Genomic DNA, 22186 nt, shown 5'->3' on the forward strand with positions numbered 1-22186 from the left:
TGACACACCGCCTTCGCGAGCAAGCCCGCTCCCACAGGGTTCAATGTTACCCGCATGACCAAGGCGGGCAATCAGACCTGCCAAAACCTGATCAACCCTGACCCTGAGGATGGACCACACCTAACCCACTTTGGAGAACTGCCATGAGCGCCAACGTCGACCAGAACAACCGCCCCGACTACGACCAGGTCCTGCAGGACATTGCCGATTACGTGCTCACCTACCGGATCGATTCCCCGGCCGCCCTGGACACTGCGCGCAACTGCCTGATGGACACGCTGGGCTGCGGCCTTCTGGCCCTGCGGTTCCCCGAATGCACCAAGCACCTGGGGCCTATCGTGGAGGGCACCGTGGTACCGTTCGGCGCACGCGTGCCGGGCACCTCATTGCGCCTGGACCCGGTCAAGGCCGCGTGGGACATCGGCTGCATCGTGCGCTGGCTCGACTACAACGACACCTGGCTGGCCGCCGAATGGGGGCATCCTTCGGATAACCTTGGCGGCATCCTCGCCGTGGCCGACCACCTTTCGCAAAAACGCCTGGCCAATGGCGACGCACCGCTGACCGTGCGCGCAGTGCTGGAAGCGATGATCATGGCCCACGAAATCCAGGGCGTGATTGCGCTGGAAAACGCCTTCAACCGCGTCGGCCTCGACCATGTATTGCTGGTAAAGGTCGCCTCTACCGCCGTCACCGCCAAACTGATGGGCGCCAACCGTGAACAGCTGCTGTCCGCGTTGTCGCACGCGTTTGTCGATGGCCAGGCGTTGCGCACCTATCGGCATGCGCCGAATGCCGGGTCGCGCAAATCCTGGGCAGCCGGGGATGCGTCGAGCCGTGGCGTACGCCTGGCGGATATCGCCTTGCGCGGCGAGATGGGCATCCCCGGTGTGCTGAGTGCGCCGCAGTGGGGCTTCTACGACGTGTTGTTCAGCCACACCAACAAGGACCTCGCGCTCAAGCCCGAAGACAAACGCGCGTTCCGCCTGTCCCAGCCCTACGGCACCTATGTGATGGAAAACGTGCTGTTCAAGATCAGCTTCCCTGCCGAGTTTCACGCGCAGACCGCGTGCGAGGCCGCGGTGACCTTGCACCCATTGGTGAAAAACCGCCTGCACGACATCGAGCGAATCGTCATTACCACCCACGAGTCGGCGATCCGCATCATCTCCAAGGTCGGGCAACTGGCCAACGCCGCTGATCGCGACCACTGCCTGCAATACATGACCGCCGTACCGCTGGCGTTCGGCAACCTGGTGGCCGAGCACTACGAAGATGAGTTCCACGCCGCGCACCCGATCATTGATGAACTGCGCGACAAGATGGTCATCATCGAAGACCCGCGCTACAGCCGCGAATACCTGGAAGCCGACAAACGCTCAATCGCCAACGCGGTGCAGGTGTTCTTCAAGGATGGCACCTGCACCGAGCAAGTCGCGGTGGAGTACCCGATTGGCCATCGTCGGCGCCGGGTGGATGGTATTCCACTGCTGGAAGACAAGTTCAAGGCCAACCTGGCCACGCGATTTACCGCCCAGCGCTGCACCGAAATCTTTGCGCTGTGCAAGGAACAGGCACAGCTTGAGGCGACGCCGGTCAATCGCTTTGTCGACCTGTTTGTGATCTGAGGAACATTCGAGAGAGGGCTTTTTAGACTCAGACATAAATAGCTACTCACGTTTCCTACGGTATAGGAACCTCTTTCCTGTAATTGCCAATATGTAGCCAGAAGACTCGCAGATGCAGTCCTCTGGCTATCCTCAATTACCTGAACTGGGAAGAGACCTATGACCAGCGTAAACCCCCGGCAGCAAACAGCCTACACTCCTGAATACCAAGCATCCTCACAGTCTGCGCCTGCCCGCGATGAGCGTGGTGCCGAAGCCCCAGGACAGGCCGATACACAGTCCAGTTCGGCTCCTGCCCGTGCGCCCATGACCCCTGAGCAGCGCGGCCAACTTTCGACTCACCGCAACATCATGAATCAGCCGTCAGAAGCCTCTTCCTCAAGCCCATTGGCGCAATTGAAACAAGAGAATCAGGAACTGTTCGAGAAGACCCTTAAGCTCTCCCAAAACGTGGCGCCGAAAATCCAAGCGCTTTACAGGGAAATAGACAGTCTGAGTAAGCAACTCAGTGCTAAAGAAGAAAGCACTGGGAAGGCATCCCCTGCTACGGTCGCTGGGCCGCAGAGCGCTGGTACGGATGGTCAGAATGTTGCGCCGTCTGAGAATTCTCCGCAGCAAGACCCCGTATCGACTCAGCCAAGCCAGACTGCGAGTTTCAGTCAGGCGGTTAAAGAGCATTCTGCGCTTCATGAGCAAATAAAGGATTTTTTCACGAAGCTCTCTACGGCTTTGGATAAACTGCAAGAGCAAGTTAAGAACTTGATCGCACAAATGACCGGGAAGGACACCTCTAAAACCGAGGAGGCTACCGACGGCAAGGGCACTGATGGAACACCTGCGTCAGACGAGGCGAAGTCCGACCCATCGACCTCTACGTCAACTGATCGGTCGACTGCACCCTATAAGACGCTTGCGTCAAATGAAACACAGTCCACTGAGTCATCGACCCCTACGCCAACTGATCAGTCGACTAAAGCCGATGAGTCAGCAGCCCCTTCTGTTCAAACCATTGAGCAACTCAAACAGCAAAACCAGCTGATGCGTGAAACAATTGAAGCGCAGGAAAAGTCGTTCAACGAAACGATTTCATCACTTGAACAGCAGGTCGCAGAGCTGACCAAGCAACTCAGTGCCCAACCGAAATAGGGTTCAGAGCTGTTTCGCCGAGTGTGGGCGCGCGCGCGCCCCACACTTGAGCGCACCCCACTCGATCTCTCACTCAAAGCGCAGAATCACCCTGCGGTTATGCTTGCTTTTTTTCTCGATCTTCTCGCAAAACACCCGGCCGATTTCCTCGGTGTTGATCACGTGGGTTCCGCCGCACGGCTGGATATCGATCCCGCCGATTTCAATCACGCGTACCGAGCCCTGGATCACCGGCGGCGCGACCGCCTGGGTGCGGGTGATCTGCAGCAAAGTGGCGTATTCCGACGCGGGCATCGACAGGGTTTTGACCTCATGGGCCTGTTCGATCAGCGCGTTGAGGTCGCGGGTGAGGGTGTCTTTGTCGAGGGTCATCTCCGGCAAATCGAAATCCAGGCGGCCTTTGTCCGTGCTGATGCTGCAGCCGGTGACCGGGGCGTCGATGAGCGAGCACAACAGGTGCAGGCAGGTGTGCATCTTCATGTGCTGGTAGCGCCGCGCCCAATCAATCCCCGCGTCCACCTGCACCCCAGCGATCAATTGCTCGGGGCAGTGTTCCACCTGGTGCCAGATGATCGAGCGCGACACCGGGTCGCGCACCGTGCCTGTCACGGCAACCCGGCTACCATCCGCCAGGGTCAAGTGGCCGGTGTCGCCCGGCTGCCCGCCGCCGGTGGGGTAGAACAGCGTGTGTTCCAGGGCGATTCCCTGTTCGCTGACGGCAACCACCCGGGCGCTGAACGCGTTCTGGTAGGGCGCGCTGTCAAACAGCGCCAGGGTTTCCATGGTGTGCACAGACATGTTCAACCTCCGACGTTCACTGGGCTGGCTTGCAAAAGGCAACGGACCATTGCGCTCAAGCCAGGGGGGGAGAGCAGGGTGATTTCAAACTCGGGGCCGCAGACCTTGAGGTTCAGCGGCAGGCGCGGCAGGTGGTTACCTGACTCGGTGCGGTGCAGGCGAAATTGCAGGTGGTGACGCTCCTTCACCGTGGGCTCCAGCATCAGCCCCGGCAGGGGATGGAAGTCAGCGTCCAGCACTGTGACTTTATGGCTGGTGTTGACCTCGCCGACCACATGCAAGCGTTCATCCAGAGCGAAGGCGCCGAGGTAGTTGCTGTGGTCCGACTCATCATTTTTTTGCAGCTGGATCTGGTTCACCACTTTGACCTTGGTGCCGGCGGGCACGTCCTGGGTGATCACACAGGATGGGCTGATAAACACATTGTCGCCGATCAGCACATACCCCAGCACGCGGGCGCCGGCCCCCACTTCGACGTTGTTGCCCAGGCGCGGATGGCGCTTGCCGTCGGGGTTGTTGGCGATGCCACGTGCGCCCAGGGTCACACCGCAGAGGATGTAGCAGTCGTTGCCGATCTCGCAGGTTTCGCCGATCACCGTGCCGTAGCCGTGATCGAGTACAAAGCGTCGGCCAATACGCGCCGCCGGGTGGATCTCGGCGCCAGAGAGCACCTTGCCCTGATTGCTCAGCTTGAGCGCAATGCGTGAAAACACACCGTTTCTCTGGTCAGGAAAATTCCACACCAGATGTGCCAGCCGGTAATACAGCACCGCTTTGAACGAGGCGTATGACTCCAGGATCAACTCACCGCGCCCACGGGATGCTGGGTCGCGGTAGGCGTAGGCGATCAAATCCTCGGCTACTGCCTGCGCAGCATTCTGGATCAGCGGCGCCAGGTGCGGTTCCAGCTGTTTCATCTGCGCGGGCGTGAGGGTCTTGATGAGGTGGGTAAGCAACTCATCGTGCAGCTGTTGCATGTCGATAAAGCCCCCCATGGAGGCACCCCCGCATACTGGATGGTTGGAAAACCGCCTATTCGAAACTGGGCAGGTAGCTGTCGGCATTGTCGTAAACCATGGTCAATACCACCGTTTCGGGCGGCAGTTCGGGGGCCAGCCTGGCGATGGCCACCATATTGGCGGCGGATGACAAGCCCAGGCTGATGGCGTCGGTGCGCATGATGCGTTTCATCATGTCGATGCATTCCTGGCGCGAGACCTTGAGCATGCCGTCGATCACGTCCAGGTTGAGGATGCTGGGAATCAGGCCGATCGATAGACCCTGGATGTGGTGCGGCGCGTGCTGGTTTTTCAGCAAGTCGCATTCCTCCGGCTCCACGCCCATCACGCGGATGGCAGGCCAGGTGGCCTTCAGCACTTCGCCGATGCCGGTGATATGGCCGCCGGTGCCGATGCCGCTGACAAAGTAGTCCACGCGCAAATCACCAAACGCACGAATGATTTCCCGTGCGGTGGTGTCGCGATGGGTTTGCGGGTTGGCGCCGTTGCGCTGCTGGTTGAGCATCACGTAACTGGGGTTTTCCAGTTGCAGTTCCATGCACTTTTCGCCGTGGGAATTGTTGCCGAGGCGGCTGTCCGACAGCACCACCTTGGCGCCATACAGGCGCAGCAGTTTCTGTTTTTCGGGGCTGTAGTTATCGGGAATCACCAGCACCACTTTGTAGCCCAGCACGTTGCCGGCCATGACCAGGCCGATGCCGGTATTGCCGCCGCTGGGTTCGATGATGGTTTGCCCGGAATCACGGATCAGCACGCCACGGCGTTCGGCGTCGAGGATCATGCCCAGGGCGATGCGCGCCTTGTGGCTGCCACCGGGGTTCAGGGATTCGAGCTTGGCGTAGACCTCAATGCCGAGGTCTTCGGAAAACTGCGCCAGCCGTACGATCGGCGTGTGGCCGATGGCGTCGAGGATTGAGTTATGCAACATCAGGTATGAGCCCATGGCCGGTCAGTACAAAGGCATGTCGGGTTCGACGTCGCGAACCCAGTGTTTCATGCCGCCCTGCAGGACTTTGGTGTTGGCGAAGCCAGCGGCCAGCAAGGTGCTGGCGGCTTGCTCGGCGCGGGTGCCGGCGTAGCAGATCAGGTAGTGGGTGTTGTCCCGGCTGAGGCTGTCGAGCTGTCCGTCCAGTTCGGCCAGGGGGATGTGCACCACGCCCGGCAGTTTGCACACTTCCAGTTCGCTGGCGTCGCGCACGTCCAGCAGCACGTCGGCGCTGCGGTGGTGCTCGAGCACTTGCTTGAGCACGCGGGGCTTGATGTAGCGTTCTTCGGCCAGCGACGGTTGGCTCGGCACGGCGTCCGCACACACCGACGGCGCCATCGGTTTGCTGTGGCGCCGTTCGGAGCAGCACGGGCAGTCGGCGCGGCGTTTGAAGCGGATCTCGCTGAACTTCATCGCCAGTGCGTCAAAGCGCATCAAGCGGCCGGACAGTGGCTCGCCGATGCCGATCAACAACTTGATCGCTTCGGTGGCCTGGATCATCCCGACCACGCCGGGCAGCACGCCGATCACGCCACCGGCGCTGCAGTTGGGCGCCAGCTCTGCGGGCGGTGCGCTGGGGAACAGGCAGCGGTAGCACGGCCCGCCTTTATAGTTGAGCACGCTGATCTGCCCGTCGAAGCGGTAGATGGCGCCGTACACCAGCGGTTTGCCCAACTGCACGCAGGCATCGTTGACCAGGTAGCGGGTGTCGAAGTTGTCGGTGCCGTCGATCACCAGGTCATAGGCGCCCACCAATTCCAGCGCGTTGTCGGCATTCAGCGCAGTGTTGTGGGCGTTGATCCGGATATGGCTGTTGAGGTCCTGCAAGCGCTGTTTGGCGGACTCGACCTTGGGCATGCCCAGCGTGCTGTTGCCGTGCACGACTTGGCGTTGCAGGTTACTGCTTTCCACCACATCGAAATCCACCAGCCCCAAGGTGCCGATGCCGGCCGCCGCCAGGTACAGGCTGATGGGTGAACCCAGACCGCCGGTACCGATGATCAGCACTTTGGCCTTTTTCAGGTTCATCTGGCCATCGCGGCCTACGCCGGGGAGGGTGATGTGACGCACGTAGCGCTGTACCTCTTCATTGCTGAGTGCGTGTTCGTTGCTCAATGCATCGACGTGGATGCCGCCAGAGGTGGCGAGCAGTACTTCGATTCTGGCTTTTTCCGGGAGCTTATCGTCGGCGCCAACCAGCTCTTCCTCGGCGGTAAACAGGAAGTGTTCCTTGAGCTGGTTGTTGGTTTCATGGAACAGGTGCGGGCGTAACTGCGGATGGCTGCTGCAGAGGTTTTCAATGACTTCGCGCAATGTCGATCCGGTGCCTTCAAGGGTCGATTCCGGCAGCTTGGCCACGCGAACCAGAATGTCGGGAAAAGAGACAGCGTTCATGGACAACTCCGAGTGCAGGTCGTTGAAAGGTTGAAGGGCGAAATGCTTGCCATCCCAGGCGAACAACTTGGAACCCAGGGGCTGGCCTTGGCGAACGTCGACCACCAGGTAGCTGACGGGGTAGATCGGCTCGCCCATGAACAGTGCCTTGTCCTGGTCTTCATCGCTGAAATACGCGCCGACGTCCGGGTGGGAGTGGTAGATCACCATCACCGGGTTGTCGCTGCGCAATGCCTTGTTCATCAGCAGTGTGTCGGCCACCGAAAACGTATAGCCGTTGGCGGCGCTGCGCGGGTACATCTCGGGGTTCCTACGGTGCAGTTCATTCTGGATATTGCTGCCCAGGTACACGCTGCCGTCGGCAAACACGAAACCACAGCATTCCTCGGGATAGCAGCGGCTGGCGTGGGCGTAAATTTGTTCCAGGGCGGGGGGGCGGAGGACGTCCATGTTTCTCTCGCGTCGGTTGATGATCAATTTTTCTTGGCCAGGAGTTTTTCAATCGGCAATTTGGTAATCGCAAAACCGGCCAACAGGATGGCCGAATACAGCATCAGGTCGCGGGAAATCGCCAGGCCTTCGTACCAGGCGCCGATGATCACCGCGAACACCGGGAAAATGATGAACACGAACGACAGGATGATCGGGCTCAAGCGCTTGAGCAGCATGAAATACACGATGAAGCCGCCCACCGACGCCACCAGCCCCAAGTAGAACAGTGCACTCCAGGAGCGCAGTGTGATGGCTTCGAAGGTCGGTGTTTCAAACCAGAGGCCGGCGACGAACAGCATCAACCCGGCAATCCCAATGGGCAGGGTGTTATAGGTGATCACGCTGATGGCGCTGCCTTTCTGCTTGGTGATGACGTAGCACAGGGCATGCATGATTGCGGCGGTCAGAATCGCCAATACCCCTAAGAATTCGGCGTGGTCCAGGTGCAGGCCCTGGCTCTTGATGATCATGTAAAGGCTGCCGAAGCCGATGCCGATGCCGACCACCTGGGAGAAATAAATGCGCTCGCGCAGGAACAGCGCCGAGAAGATCAGGATGAACACCGGCATGCAGCTGAACAGCAGGGCCGTGAGGCCGGACGACACATGCATTTCGCCGTAGTTGAGCAGGTAGTAGGGCACGCTGAAGTAGGAGAGGGTCACGAAGACGAAGAACCAGCGGCTCTCCCGCGGAAACAGGATTGGCTCGCGGCGCACCCAGGCAAAACACAGGAACAGCGGGAAGGCGATGAGAAAGCGCAGGCCGGCGGATGTCAGCGGCGGCACGCTTTCCACGGCGATCTTGATACCCAGCCAAGTGGTACCCCAACTCAGGCACACGATCAGGAACATCACACTGGTCACCAGCCCGGCCAGCCACTGTTTTTGGTTTTTGGTTTTGGCGGTGTTTTCGAGAACGGCGGACATTGGCATCGTTTATTGCTTCCCTGAGCCGGAATTGAACTCTATATTGAGCTTGTAATAAGTTGTTAAATTCGGCGATTGAACCCGTAAAAGCACACTATTAGGGCGAAAGATGGCTGTCAAAACAAATATTGACATGGTGTCAATTATGCGTGAGGGGTTGTCCAACGGTCAGGGCGTGAAGTACAAGCGCCTTTCCGATGTGATGGAGCGCGGCATCCTCGAAGGCTTGATTGAACCGGGACGAAAACTGCCGCCCCATCGGGTGCTTTCCGACAATTTGGGCGTGACCATCGGCACCATCAGCCGGGCCTACGGCGAGCTGGAACGCCTGGGCCTGGTAGTGGCGCGCGTAGGTGACGGCACGTTCGTGCGCAAGCGTGGGATGGAGCGCCAGCGTGATGAAGGGTTTCGCAACTTCAGCGAAGAACCGCGCCAATATTTCGACATGAGCCGCAATATGCATATTCCGGGGCAGGAGACGACCTTTCTGGCCCAGAGCTTCCAGACCCTGTCGACCAACGCCAAATTCCTTCAGGACATCAGCGCCTACACCCCGGATGCCGGCCTGCCGCGTTACCGCGACGCGGGTGCGCAATGGCTGGTGCAGCGTGACTTCCATCCGATTCCCGAGCAGGTCATCTGCGTCAATGGCGGCCAGCATGGCCTGCTCTGCGCAATGATGGCGTTGCTGCGCGCCGGCGATACGGTGGTCACCGAGCAACTGACTTACCCAGGCCTCATTACGGCTGCGCGCATGCTAGGCATCCGCTTGATCGGCCTGGAAATGGATGAGGAAGGTGTGCTGCCAGGCGCACTGGACGAAGTCTGTCGTAATCACCGGATTTCAGCCTTGTATTGCACGCCGACGATCCAGAACCCGACGACGGCGGTGCTGTCGGTGGCGCGTCGCGAAGCCCTGGTGAAGGTATGCCGCGAGCATAATCTGCTGATTCTTGAGGATGAGGCCCACGGGGTATTAGTCGAAGACCGGCCGCCGCCCCTCAGCCATTTTGCCCCCGAGCGTACGATTTTGATCAGCAGCCTGAGCAAAGCGGTATCTGCCGGGTTGCGGGTGGGCTATGTGCATGCGCCGCCGGCGTTGGTCAGCCGCATCTCGGCGGCCCTGCGCTCGACTTGTTGGATGGCCACGCCGGTGACCCTGGAATTGGCGACCCAGTGGATCGAAAACGGCACGGCGGAATACCTGTTGCACCAGCAAATCAACGAGATCAGCCGGCGTAAAACCCTGGTGCAGGACCTGTTGGCCGGCCTGGCCTACCGCACCCATCTGAACAGCCCGCATTTCTGGATCGAAGTGCCGGAGCCCTGGCGTGCATCGGAAATCGAGGCGGAACTCAAACAGAACAACTACCTGATCGCCACGGCTGAAGCCTTTGCCGTGGGGCAGACGGCGGTGCCGCAGTTTATTCGGGCGAGTATCTGTAATACGTCGGGTGACGATCAATTGTTGCGGGCGGGGTTTGATGCGCTGGCGACGGCGTTGGGGCAGGGCGGCGGGCGGTTTCATCTGTAGGCAGGTTGACCGCGTTATCGTTCTTCGCAGGCAAGCCAGCTCCCACATTTGACCGAGTTCCAACTTTGGAATGCAGTCCAAAATGTGCGAGCTGGCTTGCCTGCGATAGCGTCAGCCCGGGCAATAAATTATTTGAATCTGCGCTCCACGCCTTTCTCCACCAGGATCTTCGCCGAAATTTCTTCCACCGAAAAATGCGTGGAATTGATATGCGCAATATTCTCGCGGCGGAACAGATTTTCCACTTCGCGCACTTCGAATTCGCACTGGGCGTAGCTGGAGTAGCGGCTGTTGGGCTTGCGCTCGTTGCGGATGGCGGTGAGGCGGTCCGGGTCGATGGTCAGGCCGAACAGCTTGTTTGAATGCGCACGCAGGGCGGCCGGCAGCGTCAGGTGCTCCATGTCGTCCTCGGTCAGCGGGTAGTTGGCCGCGCGAATGCCAAATTGCATGGCCATGTACAGGCAGGTCGGCGTCTTGCCGCAGCGCGACACGCCGACCAGGATCAGGTCAGCCTTGTCGTAATAGTGGGTGCGGGCGCCGTCGTCGTTATCGAGGGCGAAGTTCACCGCCTCGATACGCTCCATATAATTGGAGTTGTGACCAATGGAATGGGACTTTCCTACGGAATAGGAGGAGTGTTCACTCAACTCCTGCTCCAGCGGCGCCAGGAAGGTCGAGAAAATGTCGATCATGAAACCATTGGAGGTTGCGAGGATCTCACGGATGTCTTGATTGACGATGGTGTCGAAAATGATCGGCCGGAAGCCGTCTTTTTCAGCCGCCAGATTGATTTGTTGTACCATGGCCCGCGCTTTATCCACGCTGTCGATATAGGGCCGCGTGAATTTGGCGAAGGTAATGTTTTCGAACTGCGCGAGCAGGCTTTGGCCCAATGTTTCGGCTGTAATGCCGGTGCCGTCGGAGATAAAGAAAGCAGATCGTTTCATTTGAGCCCTGGGCCTTAAGCTGATGGCGAATCTTGGATATGATAGGCGCGATTTTGCCGTCCCGCAGTGGGCCGCATTCTCACTTATTTTCCAGGTCCAGGCCACAAGCGCTGGCGTTAGCTCCTACTGAGCAGCCGGCGTCCTGAGCTTTTCCAACACAGAAAGTGGAGAGATCACCTTGGTAGAGTACGTAGTTTCCCTCGATAAGCTCGGCGTCCATGATGTAGAGCACGTAGGGGGCAAGAACGCATCCCTCGGCGAGATGATCAGTAATCTTGCAGGCGCTGGTGTGTCGGTGCCCGGTGGTTTCGCCACCACGGCCCAGGCCTACCGCGATTTTCTCGAACTGAGCGGCCTGAATGCTCAGATCCACGCCGCGCTGGACGCTCTGGACGTCGATGACGTCAATGCCTTGGCCAAGACCGGCAGCCAGATCCGCCAATGGATCATGGACGCCGAGTTCCCCGAGAAGCTCAACGAAGAAATCCGCAGCGCCTTCGCCACCCTGTCGGCTGGCAACCCGGACATGGCCGTCGCCGTGCGCTCCTCGGCCACCGCTGAAGACTTGCCCGACGCCTCCTTTGCCGGCCAGCAGGAAACCTTCCTTAATATCCGCGGCGTGGAAAACGTCATCCGCGCAGCCAAGGAGGTATTCGCCTCGCTGTTCAACGACCGCGCAATTTCCTACCGTGTCCACCAGGGTTTCGACCACAAGCTGGTGGCCCTGTCTGCCGGCGTGCAGCGCATGGTGCGTTCGGAAACCGGCACCGCCGGCGTGATGTTCACCCTGGATACCGAGTCGGGCTTCCGTGACGTGGTGTTTATCACCGGCGCCTACGGCCTGGGTGAAACCGTCGTACAAGGCGCGGTCAACCCGGACGAGTTCTACGTCCACAAACACACCCTTGAAGCCGGCCGCCCGGCCATCCTGCGCCGCAACCTGGGCAGCAAGGCGATCAAGATGATCTACGGCGACGAGGCCAAGGCCGGTCGTTCGGTAAAAACCGTTGATGTCGACAAGGCTGAACGCGCGCGTTTCTGCCTGACCGACGCGGAAGTCAGCGAGCTGGCCAAGCAAGCAATGATCATCGAAAAGCACTACAAGTGCCCGATGGACATCGAATGGGCCAAGGACGGTGACGACGGCAAGCTGTACATCGTGCAGGCGCGTCCGGAAACCGTGAAAAGCCGCACGTCGGCCAACGTCATGGAACGCTACCTGCTGAAAGAAACCGGCACTGTGCTGGTGGAAGGCCGCGCCATTGGCCAGCGCATCGGCGCCGGCAAGGTGCGGATCATCAAGGACGTGTCCGAAATGGACAAAGTCCAGCCCGGCGACGTGCTGGTCTCCGACATGACCGACCCGGACTGGGAACCGGTGATGAAGCGTGCCAGCGCCATCGTCACCAACCGTGGCGGGCGCACCTGCCACGCGGCGATCATCGCCCGTGAGCTGGGCATTCCAGCAGTGGTTGGCTGCGGCAATGCGACCCAGCTGTTGAAAGACGGCCAGGGCGTGACCGTATCCTGTGCCGAAGGCGACACCGGCTTTATTTTCGAAGGTGAGCTGGGCTTCGACATCAAGCAAAACTCCATCGACGCGATGCCGGAGCTGCCGTTCAAGATCATGATGAACGTCGGCAACCCGGACCGCGCCTTCGATTTCGCGCAGTTGCCGAACGCCGGTGTGGGCCTGGCCCGCCTGGAGTTCATCATCAACCGTATGATCGGCGTGCACCCCAAGGCCCTGCTGAACTACGACGGCCTGCCGCTGGACATCAAGGAAAGCGTCGACAAGCGCATCGCCGGTTACAACGACCCGGTGGGCTTCTACGTCGAGAAACTGGTGGAAGGCATCAGCACCCTGGCGGCGGCGTTCTATCCGAAAAAGGTCATCGTGCGCCTGTCGGACTTCAAGTCCAACGAGTACGCCAACCTGATCGGCGGCAAACTCTATGAGCCGGAAGAAGAAAACCCGATGCTGGGGTTCCGTGGCGCCTCGCGCTACATCAGCGAAGCGTTCCGTGACTGCTTCGAGCTTGAATGCCGTGCACTCAAGCGCGTACGCAACGAGATGGGCCTGGACAACGTCGAGATCATGGTGCCGTTCGTGCGTACCCTGGGCGAGGCGAGCCAGGTGATCGACCTGCTCGCTGAAAACGGCTTGAGCCGCGGCGAGAACGGCCTGCGCGTGATCATGATGTGCGAGTTGCCATCCAACGCGATCCTGGCCGAAGAGTTCCTGGAATTCTTCGACGGCTTCTCCATCGGTTCCAACGACCTGACCCAACTCACCCTGGGCCTGGACCGCGACTCCGGGATCATTGCGCACCTGTTCGACGAGCGTAACCCTGCGGTCAAGAAACTGCTGGCCAACGCCATCCAGGCCTGTAACAAGGCCGGCAAGTACATCGGCATCTGCGGCCAAGGCCCTTCCGACCACCCCGACCTGGCCAAGTGGCTGATGGAGCAGGGTATCGAAAGCGTTTCGTTGAACCCCGATTCCGTGCTGGAAACCTGGTTCTTCCTCGCGGAAGGCCAAGCGCCCGCCTAAGGTCGATACGTCAAAAGTGCCGGGCACCCGTCAAGGGTGACCGGCATTCTTATCTGTGCAGGGCGGAACTCCTTCCGGACGCCGCCCTTTTTTGTGCAAGAGCATTATGCAAAGCAGCAGCAACCTGTTTCCCGTCGCCCTGATCAGCGCTGAACGTCGTGGCGACTTGAGTGAAGACGTCTACCGGCTCAAACCCGGCAACAGCCCCGATGGCACCGTCGAACTGGCGGTTACCCGTTTGGGCCTGGCCGATGTCCCGGAAAACCGGGGCATCCCGATAATTTTGTTGCACGGCAGTTTTTCCAATCGGCGCTTCTGGTACTCGCCCAGGGGCATTGGCCTGGGCGCCTACCTGGCGCGCCAGGGGTTCGATGTGTGGATCCCGGAAATGCGCGGCCATGGCCTGTCCAAGCGCAATCACGATTACGCCCGCAATCGCGTCGCCGACTACGCGCGCTACGATTTGCCGGCCATCGGCGCCTTTGTGCGCGAGCAAAGTGCGCAGATCCCGCACTGGCTCGGGCATTCCCTGGGCGGTACCGCCCTGGCGGCGGCTCTCGGTGGCCAGCATCTTGGCGCACCGGCGGTGGCCTCGGTGGCGCTGTTTGGCTGCCAGGTCAGCCGCACTCACTGGCCGTTGAAAATCCCACCGCTGGAGTGGACCGGGCGTTTGCTCTTGAAGCGTTTCGGCGAGGTGTCCGGCTCGCGGCTAAAACGCGGCCCGGAAGACGAACCGGCCGGCGTCATGATTGAGGCGATGCGCTGGAACGGCCTGTTCGGGCGCTTTGGTGATGGCAAGCAGGACTGGTGGAAGGGCTTGGCAGACGTCGACGTGCCGCTGTTGGCCGTCAGCGCCGCAGGCGACCAGCAGGACCCCGACTGGGCGTGTCGCAAACTCTTCGAACAAGTCGGCTCCGAACATCGCCAATATCTGTGTTTAGGACGCCAGCAGGGTTTCAGCGGTGACTTCGGGCATGTCGAGATGCTGGTGAGCAAAGCTGCGCAGGCTGAAGTGTGGCCATTGGTAGAGCGCTGGTTGAAAGATCCGTTGACACCCTTGTTTGCGCCCCAGGCCGAGAGCGCTGCGGCGGGTTGATCAGGTGCCTAGCCAAGGGCGTTTCACTTGGGGTTGGTTGCGGCTAAGATATGACGCTTTAAACGCTTCTGGTCATATTCAGTCGCGTAGTGGTTGTTGCGTTGCGCAGCGGTGAACCCGATCATGGCCGCCGCCAGCGGGCAAACCCTTAAAGATTGCCTGTTGCGGCGCGTTTTTCTGATGTACACCGTGGGATGTTCGACCTCTTCTTTGACGACAGGAGTTTCTCGATGAACCATTACGTGACCCCCGACCTGTGCGACGCATACCCGGATTTGGTGCAGGTGCTCGAGCCAATGTTCAGCAACTTCGGCGGCCGAGACTCCTTTGGCGGCGAGATTGTCACCATCAAATGCTTCGAAGATAACTCCCTGGTCAAGGAGCAGGCTGACCAGCCTGGTGCGGGCAAGGTGTTGGTGGTCGACGGTGGTGGTTCACTGCGTCGTGCTTTGCTGGGCGACATGATCGCCGAAAAAGCCGCGAAAAACGCTTGGGAGGGGGTGGTGATCTACGGCTGCATCCGTGATGTAGACGTGATCGCCCAGACTGACCTGGGTGTTCAAGCCTTGGCCAGCCACCCAATGAAGACTGACAAGCGTGGCATTGGCGACCTGAACGTGGTCGTCACCTTCGCAGGCGTGACGTTCCGTCCGGGTGAATACATCTATGCCGACAACAACGGCGTGATCGTGTCGCCCAGACCGCTGAAAATGCCTGAATAAACTGCAATAGCCGACAGGGGTGAGGATGTTCGAGGAAGAAAACGCGCAATGGGGGCTGGTGCATGCCCTGGTGCTGGACGGTAAAGGCGGTGCGCGTTCGATTGCCCGGACTGAGCTCGACGACTTGCAACTGCAGCCCCAGGAAAGCCTGTGGCTGCATTGGGATCGCAGCCATCCGCAGACCCAGACCTGGCTGCGCAAATCCAGCGGTTTGAGCGAATTCGCCTGTGACTTGCTGCTGGAGGAGAACACCCGTCCGCGCCTGTTGCCGCTGCCGGATTCCGAGTTGCTGTTGTTTTTGCGTGGGGTCAACCTCAACCCGGGCGCCGAGCCGGAAGACATGGTTTCGGTGCGAATTTTTGCAGCTGCCAACCGCGTGATTTCCTTGCGCCTGCGCCCACTGCGCGCCACCGATGAGCTGCTGGTGCAACTGGCGGAGGGCAAAGGCCCGAAAACTGCGTCGGAACTCATCCTTTATATGGCGCAATACCTGACCAATAAAGTGCAGGATCTGGTCGCCGACCTGTCCGAAATCGTCGACGTCGAAGAAGAAAAGCTTGATACCGACGAACGGTATACACCTGAACATGGCAGCGTTTTGCAGATCCGTCGGCGGGCGGCCGGGCTCAAGCGTTTCCTGTCACCGCAGCGGGATATTTTTGCCCAACTTACGCGGATAAAATTGCCGTGGTTCTGCGATGACGATGCCGACTATTGGAACGAATTGAACAACAGCCTGACCCGCTACCTGGAAGAGCTCGAATTGGCTCGGGAGCGCGTGGGGCTTGTGCTTGAGGCCGAAGACCGGCGCTTGAGCGTGCGCATGAACCGCACCATGTACCGTTTCGGGATCATCACCGGGATCTTTCTGCCGATGAGTTTTCTGACCGGCTTGCTGGGCATCAACGTGGGCGGTATACCGTTCTCTGCCAGCCCCTATGGATTTGTGATTGCATGCCTGTTGATGGTCTCGGTCGCACTCGGACAATGGTGGTTGTTTCGACGATTGCGCTGGGTTTGAGCTGAATATGACCTGAACACGGGAAGGGTCCCATGTGACCCCAGGAATTTTACCCTCGTCTTTTAAAACACTTGCGAGAGGTCTATATGCACGATCCGTTCGAACAGTCTTTGCGTGACATGCTCAATGCTTCGCCATCCAACCGAGATGACGATGCGTGCCTGGGCCGCGTGTTGAAAACCGCCAACCGTCAGGTGGGCGCGGGTGATTTGTTCGGTCTGCTCGGCCGCTGGCTGCCGGCGTTGATGATGGCCCTGAACAATGGTTCGGCCCATGTATCACCGGTATCCCGTCGTAAACCTCTTGCTCGCACTGCTGATAAGGCTGATTGAATATGGAACTTGATCTCTGGACCCAGAGCCTGGTCACCGCGATGACCGCATTGTGGACCAAGGTGGCGAATTTCATTCCCAACCTGTTTGGCGCTCTGGTACTGGTGTTGCTGGGCTTTGTTGTGGCCAAGCTGCTCGACACCCTGCTGTCCAAGCTGCTTGCGAAATTGGGCCTGGATCGCTTGATGGCAGGCACCGGCCTGACCAAGCTCCTCGGTCGCGCAGGGCTGCAGGTGCCGATCTCCACATTGATTGGCAAGATCGTTTATTGGTTTGTTTTGCTGATTTTTCTGGTTTCTGCGGCTCAATCCCTTGGACTTGAGCGAGTTTCAGCTACGCTCGACATGCTGGCGCTGTATTTGCCGAAAGTTTTCGGCGGCGCGCTGGTGCTCCTGGTAGGCGTTTTGCTGGCGCAACTGGCCAATGGGCTGGTGCGCGGCGCTGCCGAAGGCGTGGGTTTGGACTATGCCGCCGGCCTGGGGCGCATCGCCCAGGGGCTGGTGATTATCATCAGTATCTCTGTCGCGATCAGCCAGTTGGAGGTCAAGACTGACCTGCTCAACCATGTGATTGTGATTGTTTTGATTACCGTTGGTCTGGCCGTTGCGCTGGCCATGGGGTTGGGAAGCCGGGAAATTGCCGGGCAGATTCTTGCGGGAATCTATGTGCGTGAGTTGTATCAGGTAGGGCAGCAGGTGCGTGTAGGCGAGGTCGAAGGGCAAATCGAAGAGATCGGTACAGTCAAGACGACGGTGCTGACCGATGACGGCGACCTGGTGTCGTTGTCGAATCGGATTCTCCTTGAACAGCAGGTCAGTAGCCGCTAATAGGGCAAACCCTGCTAATGTACGCCGCCGCAAGCCCGGCTGACCGGGTTGTAGCGGACATTGACCTGACTGTCGGCACGACTTGTTTTGAATAAAGCCCAAACGCTGTCTACGCGCTATGACCCCCGTGAGCTCTCTGATGAGGAGTTGGTCGCGCGCTCGCACACGGAGCTGTTTCACGTAACTCGCGCGTACGAAGAATTGATGCGCAGATATCAACGCACTCTGTTCAACGTTTGTTCAAGGTATTTAGGGAACGATAGAGATGCGGACGATGTCTGTCAGGAAGTGATGCTCAAGGTGCTTTACGGCCTGAAGAACTTCGAGGGCAAATCGAAGTTCAAGACCTGGCTCTACAGCATCACGTACAACGAGTGCATCACGCAGTATCGGAAGGAACGGCGAAAGCGTCGCTTGATGGACGCTTTGAGTCTGGACCCCCTTGAGGAAGCGTCTGAAGAAAAGGCGCCGGCACCCGAGGAGAAGGGCGGACTCGATCGCTGGCTGGTGCATGTGAACCCGATTGACCGCGAAATTCTGGTGCTACGATTTGTCGCAGAGCTGGAATTTCAGGAAATCGCTGACATCATGCATATGGGTTTGAGTGCTACAAAAATGCGTTACAAACGTGCTCTTGATAAATTACGTGAGAAATTTGCGGGCGAGACTGAAACTTAGTGCGTGGCAAATATCTCTTACGTGTAGGCAAGTTCTGTTAGACTTGCCACCGAGTTGTCCCCCGGTTTGTGGGACTGCTTTACAATCACCAGATGGGGATTTAACGGATGAAACTGAAAAACACCTTGGGCTTGGCCATTGGTTCTCTTATTGCCGCTACTTCTTTCGGCGTTCTGGCACAAGGCCAAGGCGCAGTTGAAGGCGAGCTGTTCTACAAGAAGCAGTACAACGATAGCGTCAAGCACATCGAAGACGGCTTCAACCCAGGCGCTCGCATTGGTTACTTCCTGACCGACGACCTGTCGTTGAACCTGTCCTATGACAAGACCAACCACACCCGTTCGAACGACGGTACTGGCAACCAGAAGATCAAAGGTGACACTGGCAGCCTGACTGCTCAGTACCACTTCGGTCAGGCTGGCGTTGATAGCCTGCGTCCGTACGTTGAAGGCGGTTTCGGCCACCAGAGCCGTACCAACGTTCAGGCTGATGGTCACAGCGGTCGCGACCAGTCGACTCTGGCAATCGTCGGTACCGGCGTGAAGTACTACTTCACTGACAACCTGTACGCTCGTGCCGGTGTTGAAGCTGACTACGCAATGGACAACGGCAAGTGGGATTACTCCGCACTGGTCGGCCTGGGTGTGAACTTCGGCGGTAACGCTGGCGCAGTAGCTCCAGCTCCTACCCCAGCACCAGCTCCAGAGCCAACTCCAGAGCCAGAAGCTCCAGTTGCTCAGGTTGTTCGTGTTGAGCTGGACGTTAAGTTCGACTTCGACAAGTCGGTTGTTAAGCCTAACAGCTACGGCGACGTGAAAAACCTGGCCGACTTCATGGCTCAGTACCCAGCTACCAACGTAGAAGTTGCTGGTCACACTGACTCCGTAGGTCCAGACGCTTACAACCAGAAGCTGTCCCAGCGTCGTGCTGACGCTGTTAAGCAAGTCCTGGTTAAAGACGGCGTTGCTCCAAGCCGCATCACCGCAGTAGGTTACGGCGAATCCCGCCCAGTTGCTGACAACGCAACTGAAGCTGGTCGTGCTGTTAACCGTCGCGTAGAAGCGTCGGTTGAAGCTCAAGCTCAGTAATCACTGAGTGGTAGAAAAAAGCCCGGCTTAGGCCGGGCTTTTTTTCGTCTGCGATTTGGCATCAGTGGTGAAAGAGTCCATACAGCAATACCAGATTAAGCAACATCGAAAGCAAGCCCAGGGTTCGCCAAACCTTCAATGGCTCGCGCTCCAACAAGGGCTTGGCGCGCATGCTCAGCGCTTGCCGATCAGCCTGTTCCAGCACCAGCAACCATTCCTCGGCGGTCTCGAAGCGATGCGCAGGTTGGGTGGCCACGGCGCGTTCCAGGCTCAGGGGTAACCAATCCGGCAGGTCGGGGCGATAGCGACTGGCGCTGATGGGCTGGCCGAACCGCGGCCGTTGAAAGGCTTCGATTTCACCGTAGGGGTAATGTCCGGTCAGCAGATAATACAAAGTGACGCCGACGCTGTATAAGTCCTGCTGGGGTGTAGGGCGCTCACCATTGAAGGCCTCAGGGGCGATAAAGCTTGGTGTGCCGGGCAGTTCGTGAGCGCGGTCTTGCGAGAGACCTGGGCAGTACGCCAAGCCAAAATCCAGCACACGCAGTTCAGTGTCGTCGCCCAGCAGCAGGTTTTCCGGCTTGATGTCGCGGTGCAGGATCTGTCGTCGATGCAGCATGCCGACCGCGCGCAACAGGCGCTCCGCCACGGACTGCCATTGCGCCAAGGGCAGCGGGCCTTGTTGCTGGAACAGTTCGGCCAGGGTCTTGCCTGGGTATTCGCGCATCACGTAGTACAAATGCTGACGCCCGCCGGCGGCATGCACTTCAGGAAACGCCCGCCCGGCTACGCGCCGCAAAAACCATTCCTCGGACAACAGCGCCTGGCCCGCTTCACTGTCATCGTCGCGGCTCAGTGGCAGGGTTTTCAGCAGCCAGGGTTGCTGTTGGGCATCGCGTACCCGGTACAGCAATGACTGTCGGCTGTGCGCCAGTAAGCGTTCCACCTGCCAGCCTTCAAACGGTTGCCCGGCCCGCAAAGGCGGCGGCAGCGGCCACTGTTGCAGTTGCACCAGCGCATCGCCGAGGGTCGCCGCACCGAGCCTGTCGATGCGTACCAGCAGAGCGCTGGCGTTGTCCTGGCTGCCGGCCAAGTGCGCGGCATTCACCAGGGTGTTGACCGCCAGATCCAGATCGAATTGCTCGCGCAGGATCGTCCTGATGCTGTGATCGCCCAGCGTCGCCCACACGCCATCACTCAGCAGCAGGAAACTCTCGCCTTCGCGTAATTGCCCCTCGAGGAAATCCATGACCAGGTGCTGGTCCAGCCCCAGAGCACGTTTGAGCACATGCTGCATGCCCGGTTGTTCCCATACGTGGTCCTCAGTGATGCGCTGCAACTCACCGTCCAGCCAGCGATACACTCGGCAATCGCCGACATGCGCCAGGGTAAAACGTTGGCCGCGAAACACCAGGGCGCTGAGGGTGGTGAGCAAGGGCTGACCGCCCCCATTGGCCTGCAGCCAGCGATTCTGCGCCAGCAGCAAGCGTTCCAGCGCCTGGGCCACGCCCCAGGTTTGTGGTGTGGCGTAGTAATCCAGGGCCAGGGCCTGCAAGGTCGAACGCGCGGCCAACCCGCCATCGGCGCACTGGCTCACGCCGTCGGCTATCGCGCACAAGTAACCTTTGCTTGCGGCCAGTTCCGCCACCGGGGTGACCACGCGCAAGGCGTCCTGGTTTTCCTCCCGTGGTCCGATCGCGCTGGCATGCGCGATGCTCAGTTGCAGGCTCATCAGACGCGTGCGGCGGTCACGGCAGCCGAGCCCCAGGTGGTTCTCCAGCGACGCTTGACGCCATGCAGGCCGAACCAGGCCAACACGCCAAGGCTGGCAAACAACCACAGGGCCAGTTGGTAGCTACCGGTGCTCTGTTTGATTGCACCCATCCCGGCCGCCAGGGCGAAACCACCTATGCCGCCGGCCATGCCGATCAAGCCGGTCATTACGCCGATTTCGCGCCGAAAACGCTGGGGCACTAACTGGAACACGGCGCCATTCCCGGCGCCCAGGCCAAGCATGGTGCAGACGAACAAGGCCAGGGCAGCGTAGGAGCTGGGCAGGTTAAAGCCGACTGCCGCGATACAGATCGCCGCCACGCTGTACATGCCCAGCAGGGTACGGATTCCGCCGAAGCGGTCAGCCAGGGCGCCGCCTAACGGACGCATCAGGCTGCCCCCGAACACACAGGCGGCGGTGTAGTAGCCGGCAGTCACCGGGCTCAGGCCGTACTGGTCGTTGAAATAGCCGGGCAGCGCGCTGGCCAGGCCGATAAAACCGCCGAAGGTCACGCTGTAGAAAAACATGAACCACCAGCTGTCGCGGTCGCCCAATGCCTTGAAATAGTCGGCCATGGATTTGGCTTTCGGGCGTTCAGGGGCATTGCGCGCCAGCCAGGCAAACACGATCAGGGTCAGAATCAGTGGGATCAACGCAAAGCCAAACACGTTGCTCCAGCCAAACGCGGCCGCCAGCACCGGCGCCAGCAGGGCAGCGAACACCGTGCCCGAGTTCCCCGCGCCGGCAATCCCCATGGCCTTGCCCTGGTGTTCTGCCGGATACCACTGGGAAGCCAGGGGCAGGGCGACCGCAAATGATGCGCCGGCCATCCCCAGGAACACACCCAGCAGCAACGCTTGCTCGTAACTGTGGATGCCGAGCTTCCAGGCGCCGAACAGCGCCGCAATCACAATCACCTGGCCGATCAGCCCGGCCGTTTTCGGCGACAGCTTGTCAGCCAGCATCCCCATCAAAAAGCGCAGCACTGCGCCCGCCAGGATCGGGGTCGCCACCACCAGGCCGCGCTGTTGGGTGGTCAGGTGCAGGTCGGCAGCAATTTGCACCGCCAGCGGGCCCAGCAGATACCAGACCATAAAACTCAGATCGAAATACAGGAACGCGGCAAACAGGGTCGGGGTGTGCCCGGATTTCCAGAAGCTTGATTTCATCACGCACCTCAACGGTTGGGAGTCTTGTAAGAAGGCCGGGTGATGGAACAGCCAG

The 22186-nt window shown here is 59.5% G+C and carries 20 protein-coding genes; 11 read left to right on the forward strand and 9 right to left on the reverse strand.

The window, feature by feature from the left end; translation table 11 throughout:
- The first annotated feature begins 143 nt into the window (after positions 1-143).
- Positions 144-1628, forward strand: a complete 1485-nt coding sequence (gene prpD, locus WBR57_RS02970) for a 2-methylcitrate dehydratase (RefSeq protein ID WP_424081976.1) — start codon at positions 144-146, stop codon at positions 1626-1628.
- Positions 1629-1787: 159 nt separating this feature from the next.
- On the forward strand, positions 1788-2774 hold the full coding sequence (locus WBR57_RS02975; protein ID WP_424081978.1) for a hypothetical protein: 987 nt from the start codon (positions 1788-1790) through the stop codon (positions 2772-2774).
- Between the two features lie 69 nt (positions 2775-2843).
- On the opposite strand, the gene WBR57_RS02980 is transcribed toward WBR57_RS02975, so the two are convergent.
- The 5 genes from WBR57_RS02980 to WBR57_RS03000 are packed head-to-tail and all read right to left on the reverse strand — an operon-like array spanning position 2844 to position 8338.
- Complete coding sequence (locus tag WBR57_RS02980) at positions 2844-3572, reverse strand: alanyl-tRNA editing protein (protein ID WP_424081980.1); 729 nt, start codon at positions 3570-3572, stop codon at positions 2844-2846.
- A gap of 2 nt (positions 3573-3574) precedes the next feature.
- Positions 3575-4567: a serine O-acetyltransferase gene (locus WBR57_RS02985; protein WP_424081982.1), complete on the reverse strand. Its 993-nt coding sequence runs from the start codon at positions 4565-4567 to the stop codon at positions 3575-3577.
- Between the two features lie 37 nt (positions 4568-4604).
- Entirely contained in the window at positions 4605-5519 is a 915-nt protein-coding gene (locus WBR57_RS02990; protein WP_424081984.1) for a PLP-dependent cysteine synthase family protein, read from the reverse strand.
- Between the two features lie 21 nt (positions 5520-5540).
- Positions 5541-7421 (reverse strand): molybdopterin-synthase adenylyltransferase MoeB, encoded by a 1881-nt coding sequence (gene moeB / locus WBR57_RS02995; protein ID WP_424081986.1) that lies wholly within the window; start codon positions 7419-7421, stop codon positions 5541-5543.
- 23 nt (positions 7422-7444) lie between these two features.
- Positions 7445-8338, reverse strand: a complete 894-nt coding sequence (locus WBR57_RS03000) for a DMT family transporter (protein WP_424082030.1) — start codon at positions 8336-8338, stop codon at positions 7445-7447.
- A 160-nt stretch (positions 8339-8498) separates the two neighbouring features.
- On the opposite strand from WBR57_RS03000, the gene WBR57_RS03005 reads away from it, so the two are divergent.
- Positions 8499-9923 carry a PLP-dependent aminotransferase family protein gene (locus tag WBR57_RS03005; RefSeq protein ID WP_424081988.1) on the forward strand — a complete coding sequence of 475 codons (1425 nt, stop codon included), beginning with the start codon at positions 8499-8501 and terminating at the stop codon, positions 9921-9923.
- 128 nt (positions 9924-10051) lie between these two features.
- Here the strand turns inward: WBR57_RS03005 and ppsR are convergent, their stop codons facing one another.
- Positions 10052-10870 carry a posphoenolpyruvate synthetase regulatory kinase/phosphorylase PpsR gene (ppsR, locus tag WBR57_RS03010; protein ID WP_076949507.1) on the reverse strand — a complete coding sequence of 273 codons (819 nt, stop codon included), beginning with the start codon at positions 10868-10870 and terminating at the stop codon, positions 10052-10054.
- 178 nt (positions 10871-11048) lie between these two features.
- Between ppsR and ppsA the strand changes: the two genes are divergently transcribed.
- Together ppsA and WBR57_RS03020 are read left to right on the forward strand one after the other, a co-directional pair.
- A complete protein-coding gene (gene ppsA, locus WBR57_RS03015; protein WP_424081991.1) occupies positions 11049-13424 on the forward strand; it encodes a phosphoenolpyruvate synthase in 2376 nt (791 codons plus the stop codon).
- A gap of 106 nt (positions 13425-13530) precedes the next feature.
- Positions 13531-14520 (forward strand): alpha/beta fold hydrolase, encoded by a 990-nt coding sequence (locus WBR57_RS03020; protein WP_424081992.1) that lies wholly within the window; start codon positions 13531-13533, stop codon positions 14518-14520.
- Between the two features lie 23 nt (positions 14521-14543).
- Here the strand turns inward: WBR57_RS03020 and WBR57_RS03025 are convergent, their stop codons facing one another.
- On the reverse strand, positions 14544-14759 hold the full coding sequence (locus tag WBR57_RS03025; protein WP_424081994.1) for a hypothetical protein: 216 nt from the start codon (positions 14757-14759) through the stop codon (positions 14544-14546).
- Here WBR57_RS03025 and rraA point away from each other — a divergent pair.
- The 6 genes from rraA (at position 14751) to WBR57_RS03055 (ending at position 19188) form a co-directional block, all read left to right on the forward strand.
- Positions 14751-15242 (forward strand): ribonuclease E activity regulator RraA, encoded by a 492-nt coding sequence (gene rraA, locus WBR57_RS03030; protein ID WP_424081996.1) that lies wholly within the window; start codon positions 14751-14753, stop codon positions 15240-15242. The genes WBR57_RS03025 and rraA overlap by 9 nt on opposite strands.
- Positions 15243-15267: 25 nt before the next feature.
- The gene (locus tag WBR57_RS03035) at positions 15268-16263 is read left to right on the forward strand and encodes a zinc transporter ZntB (RefSeq protein WP_424081998.1); all 996 of its coding nucleotides are present in this window, start codon (positions 15268-15270) and stop codon (positions 16261-16263) included.
- An 86-nt stretch (positions 16264-16349) separates the two neighbouring features.
- Positions 16350-16595 carry a hypothetical protein gene (locus tag WBR57_RS03040; protein ID WP_005790375.1) on the forward strand — a complete coding sequence of 82 codons (246 nt, stop codon included), beginning with the start codon at positions 16350-16352 and terminating at the stop codon, positions 16593-16595.
- Positions 16596-16597: 2 nt separating this feature from the next.
- Positions 16598-17422 (forward strand): mechanosensitive ion channel family protein, encoded by an 825-nt coding sequence (locus WBR57_RS03045; RefSeq protein WP_003175519.1) that lies wholly within the window; start codon positions 16598-16600, stop codon positions 17420-17422.
- 87 nt (positions 17423-17509) lie between these two features.
- Entirely contained in the window at positions 17510-18100 is a 591-nt protein-coding gene (gene sigX / locus WBR57_RS03050; protein ID WP_003193286.1) for an RNA polymerase sigma factor SigX, read from the forward strand.
- Between the two features lie 107 nt (positions 18101-18207).
- The gene (locus WBR57_RS03055) at positions 18208-19188 is read left to right on the forward strand and encodes an OmpA family protein (RefSeq protein ID WP_424082002.1); all 981 of its coding nucleotides are present in this window, start codon (positions 18208-18210) and stop codon (positions 19186-19188) included.
- Between the two features lie 61 nt (positions 19189-19249).
- Here the strand turns inward: WBR57_RS03055 and WBR57_RS03060 are convergent, their stop codons facing one another.
- Together WBR57_RS03060 and WBR57_RS03065 are read right to left on the reverse strand one after the other, a co-directional pair.
- Positions 19250-20920: a protein kinase domain-containing protein gene (locus WBR57_RS03060; RefSeq protein ID WP_424082004.1), complete on the reverse strand. Its 1671-nt coding sequence runs from the start codon at positions 20918-20920 to the stop codon at positions 19250-19252.
- Complete coding sequence (locus WBR57_RS03065) at positions 20920-22131, reverse strand: nitrate/nitrite transporter (RefSeq protein ID WP_424082006.1); 1212 nt, start codon at positions 22129-22131, stop codon at positions 20920-20922. Before WBR57_RS03065 ends, WBR57_RS03060 begins: the two co-directional genes overlap by 1 nt.
- Positions 22132-22186 lie beyond the last annotated feature (55 nt).

The sequence above is a fragment of the Pseudomonas sp. genome (genome assembly GCF_049590575.1).
Classification (GTDB): Bacteria; Pseudomonadota; Gammaproteobacteria; order Pseudomonadales; family Pseudomonadaceae; genus Aquipseudomonas.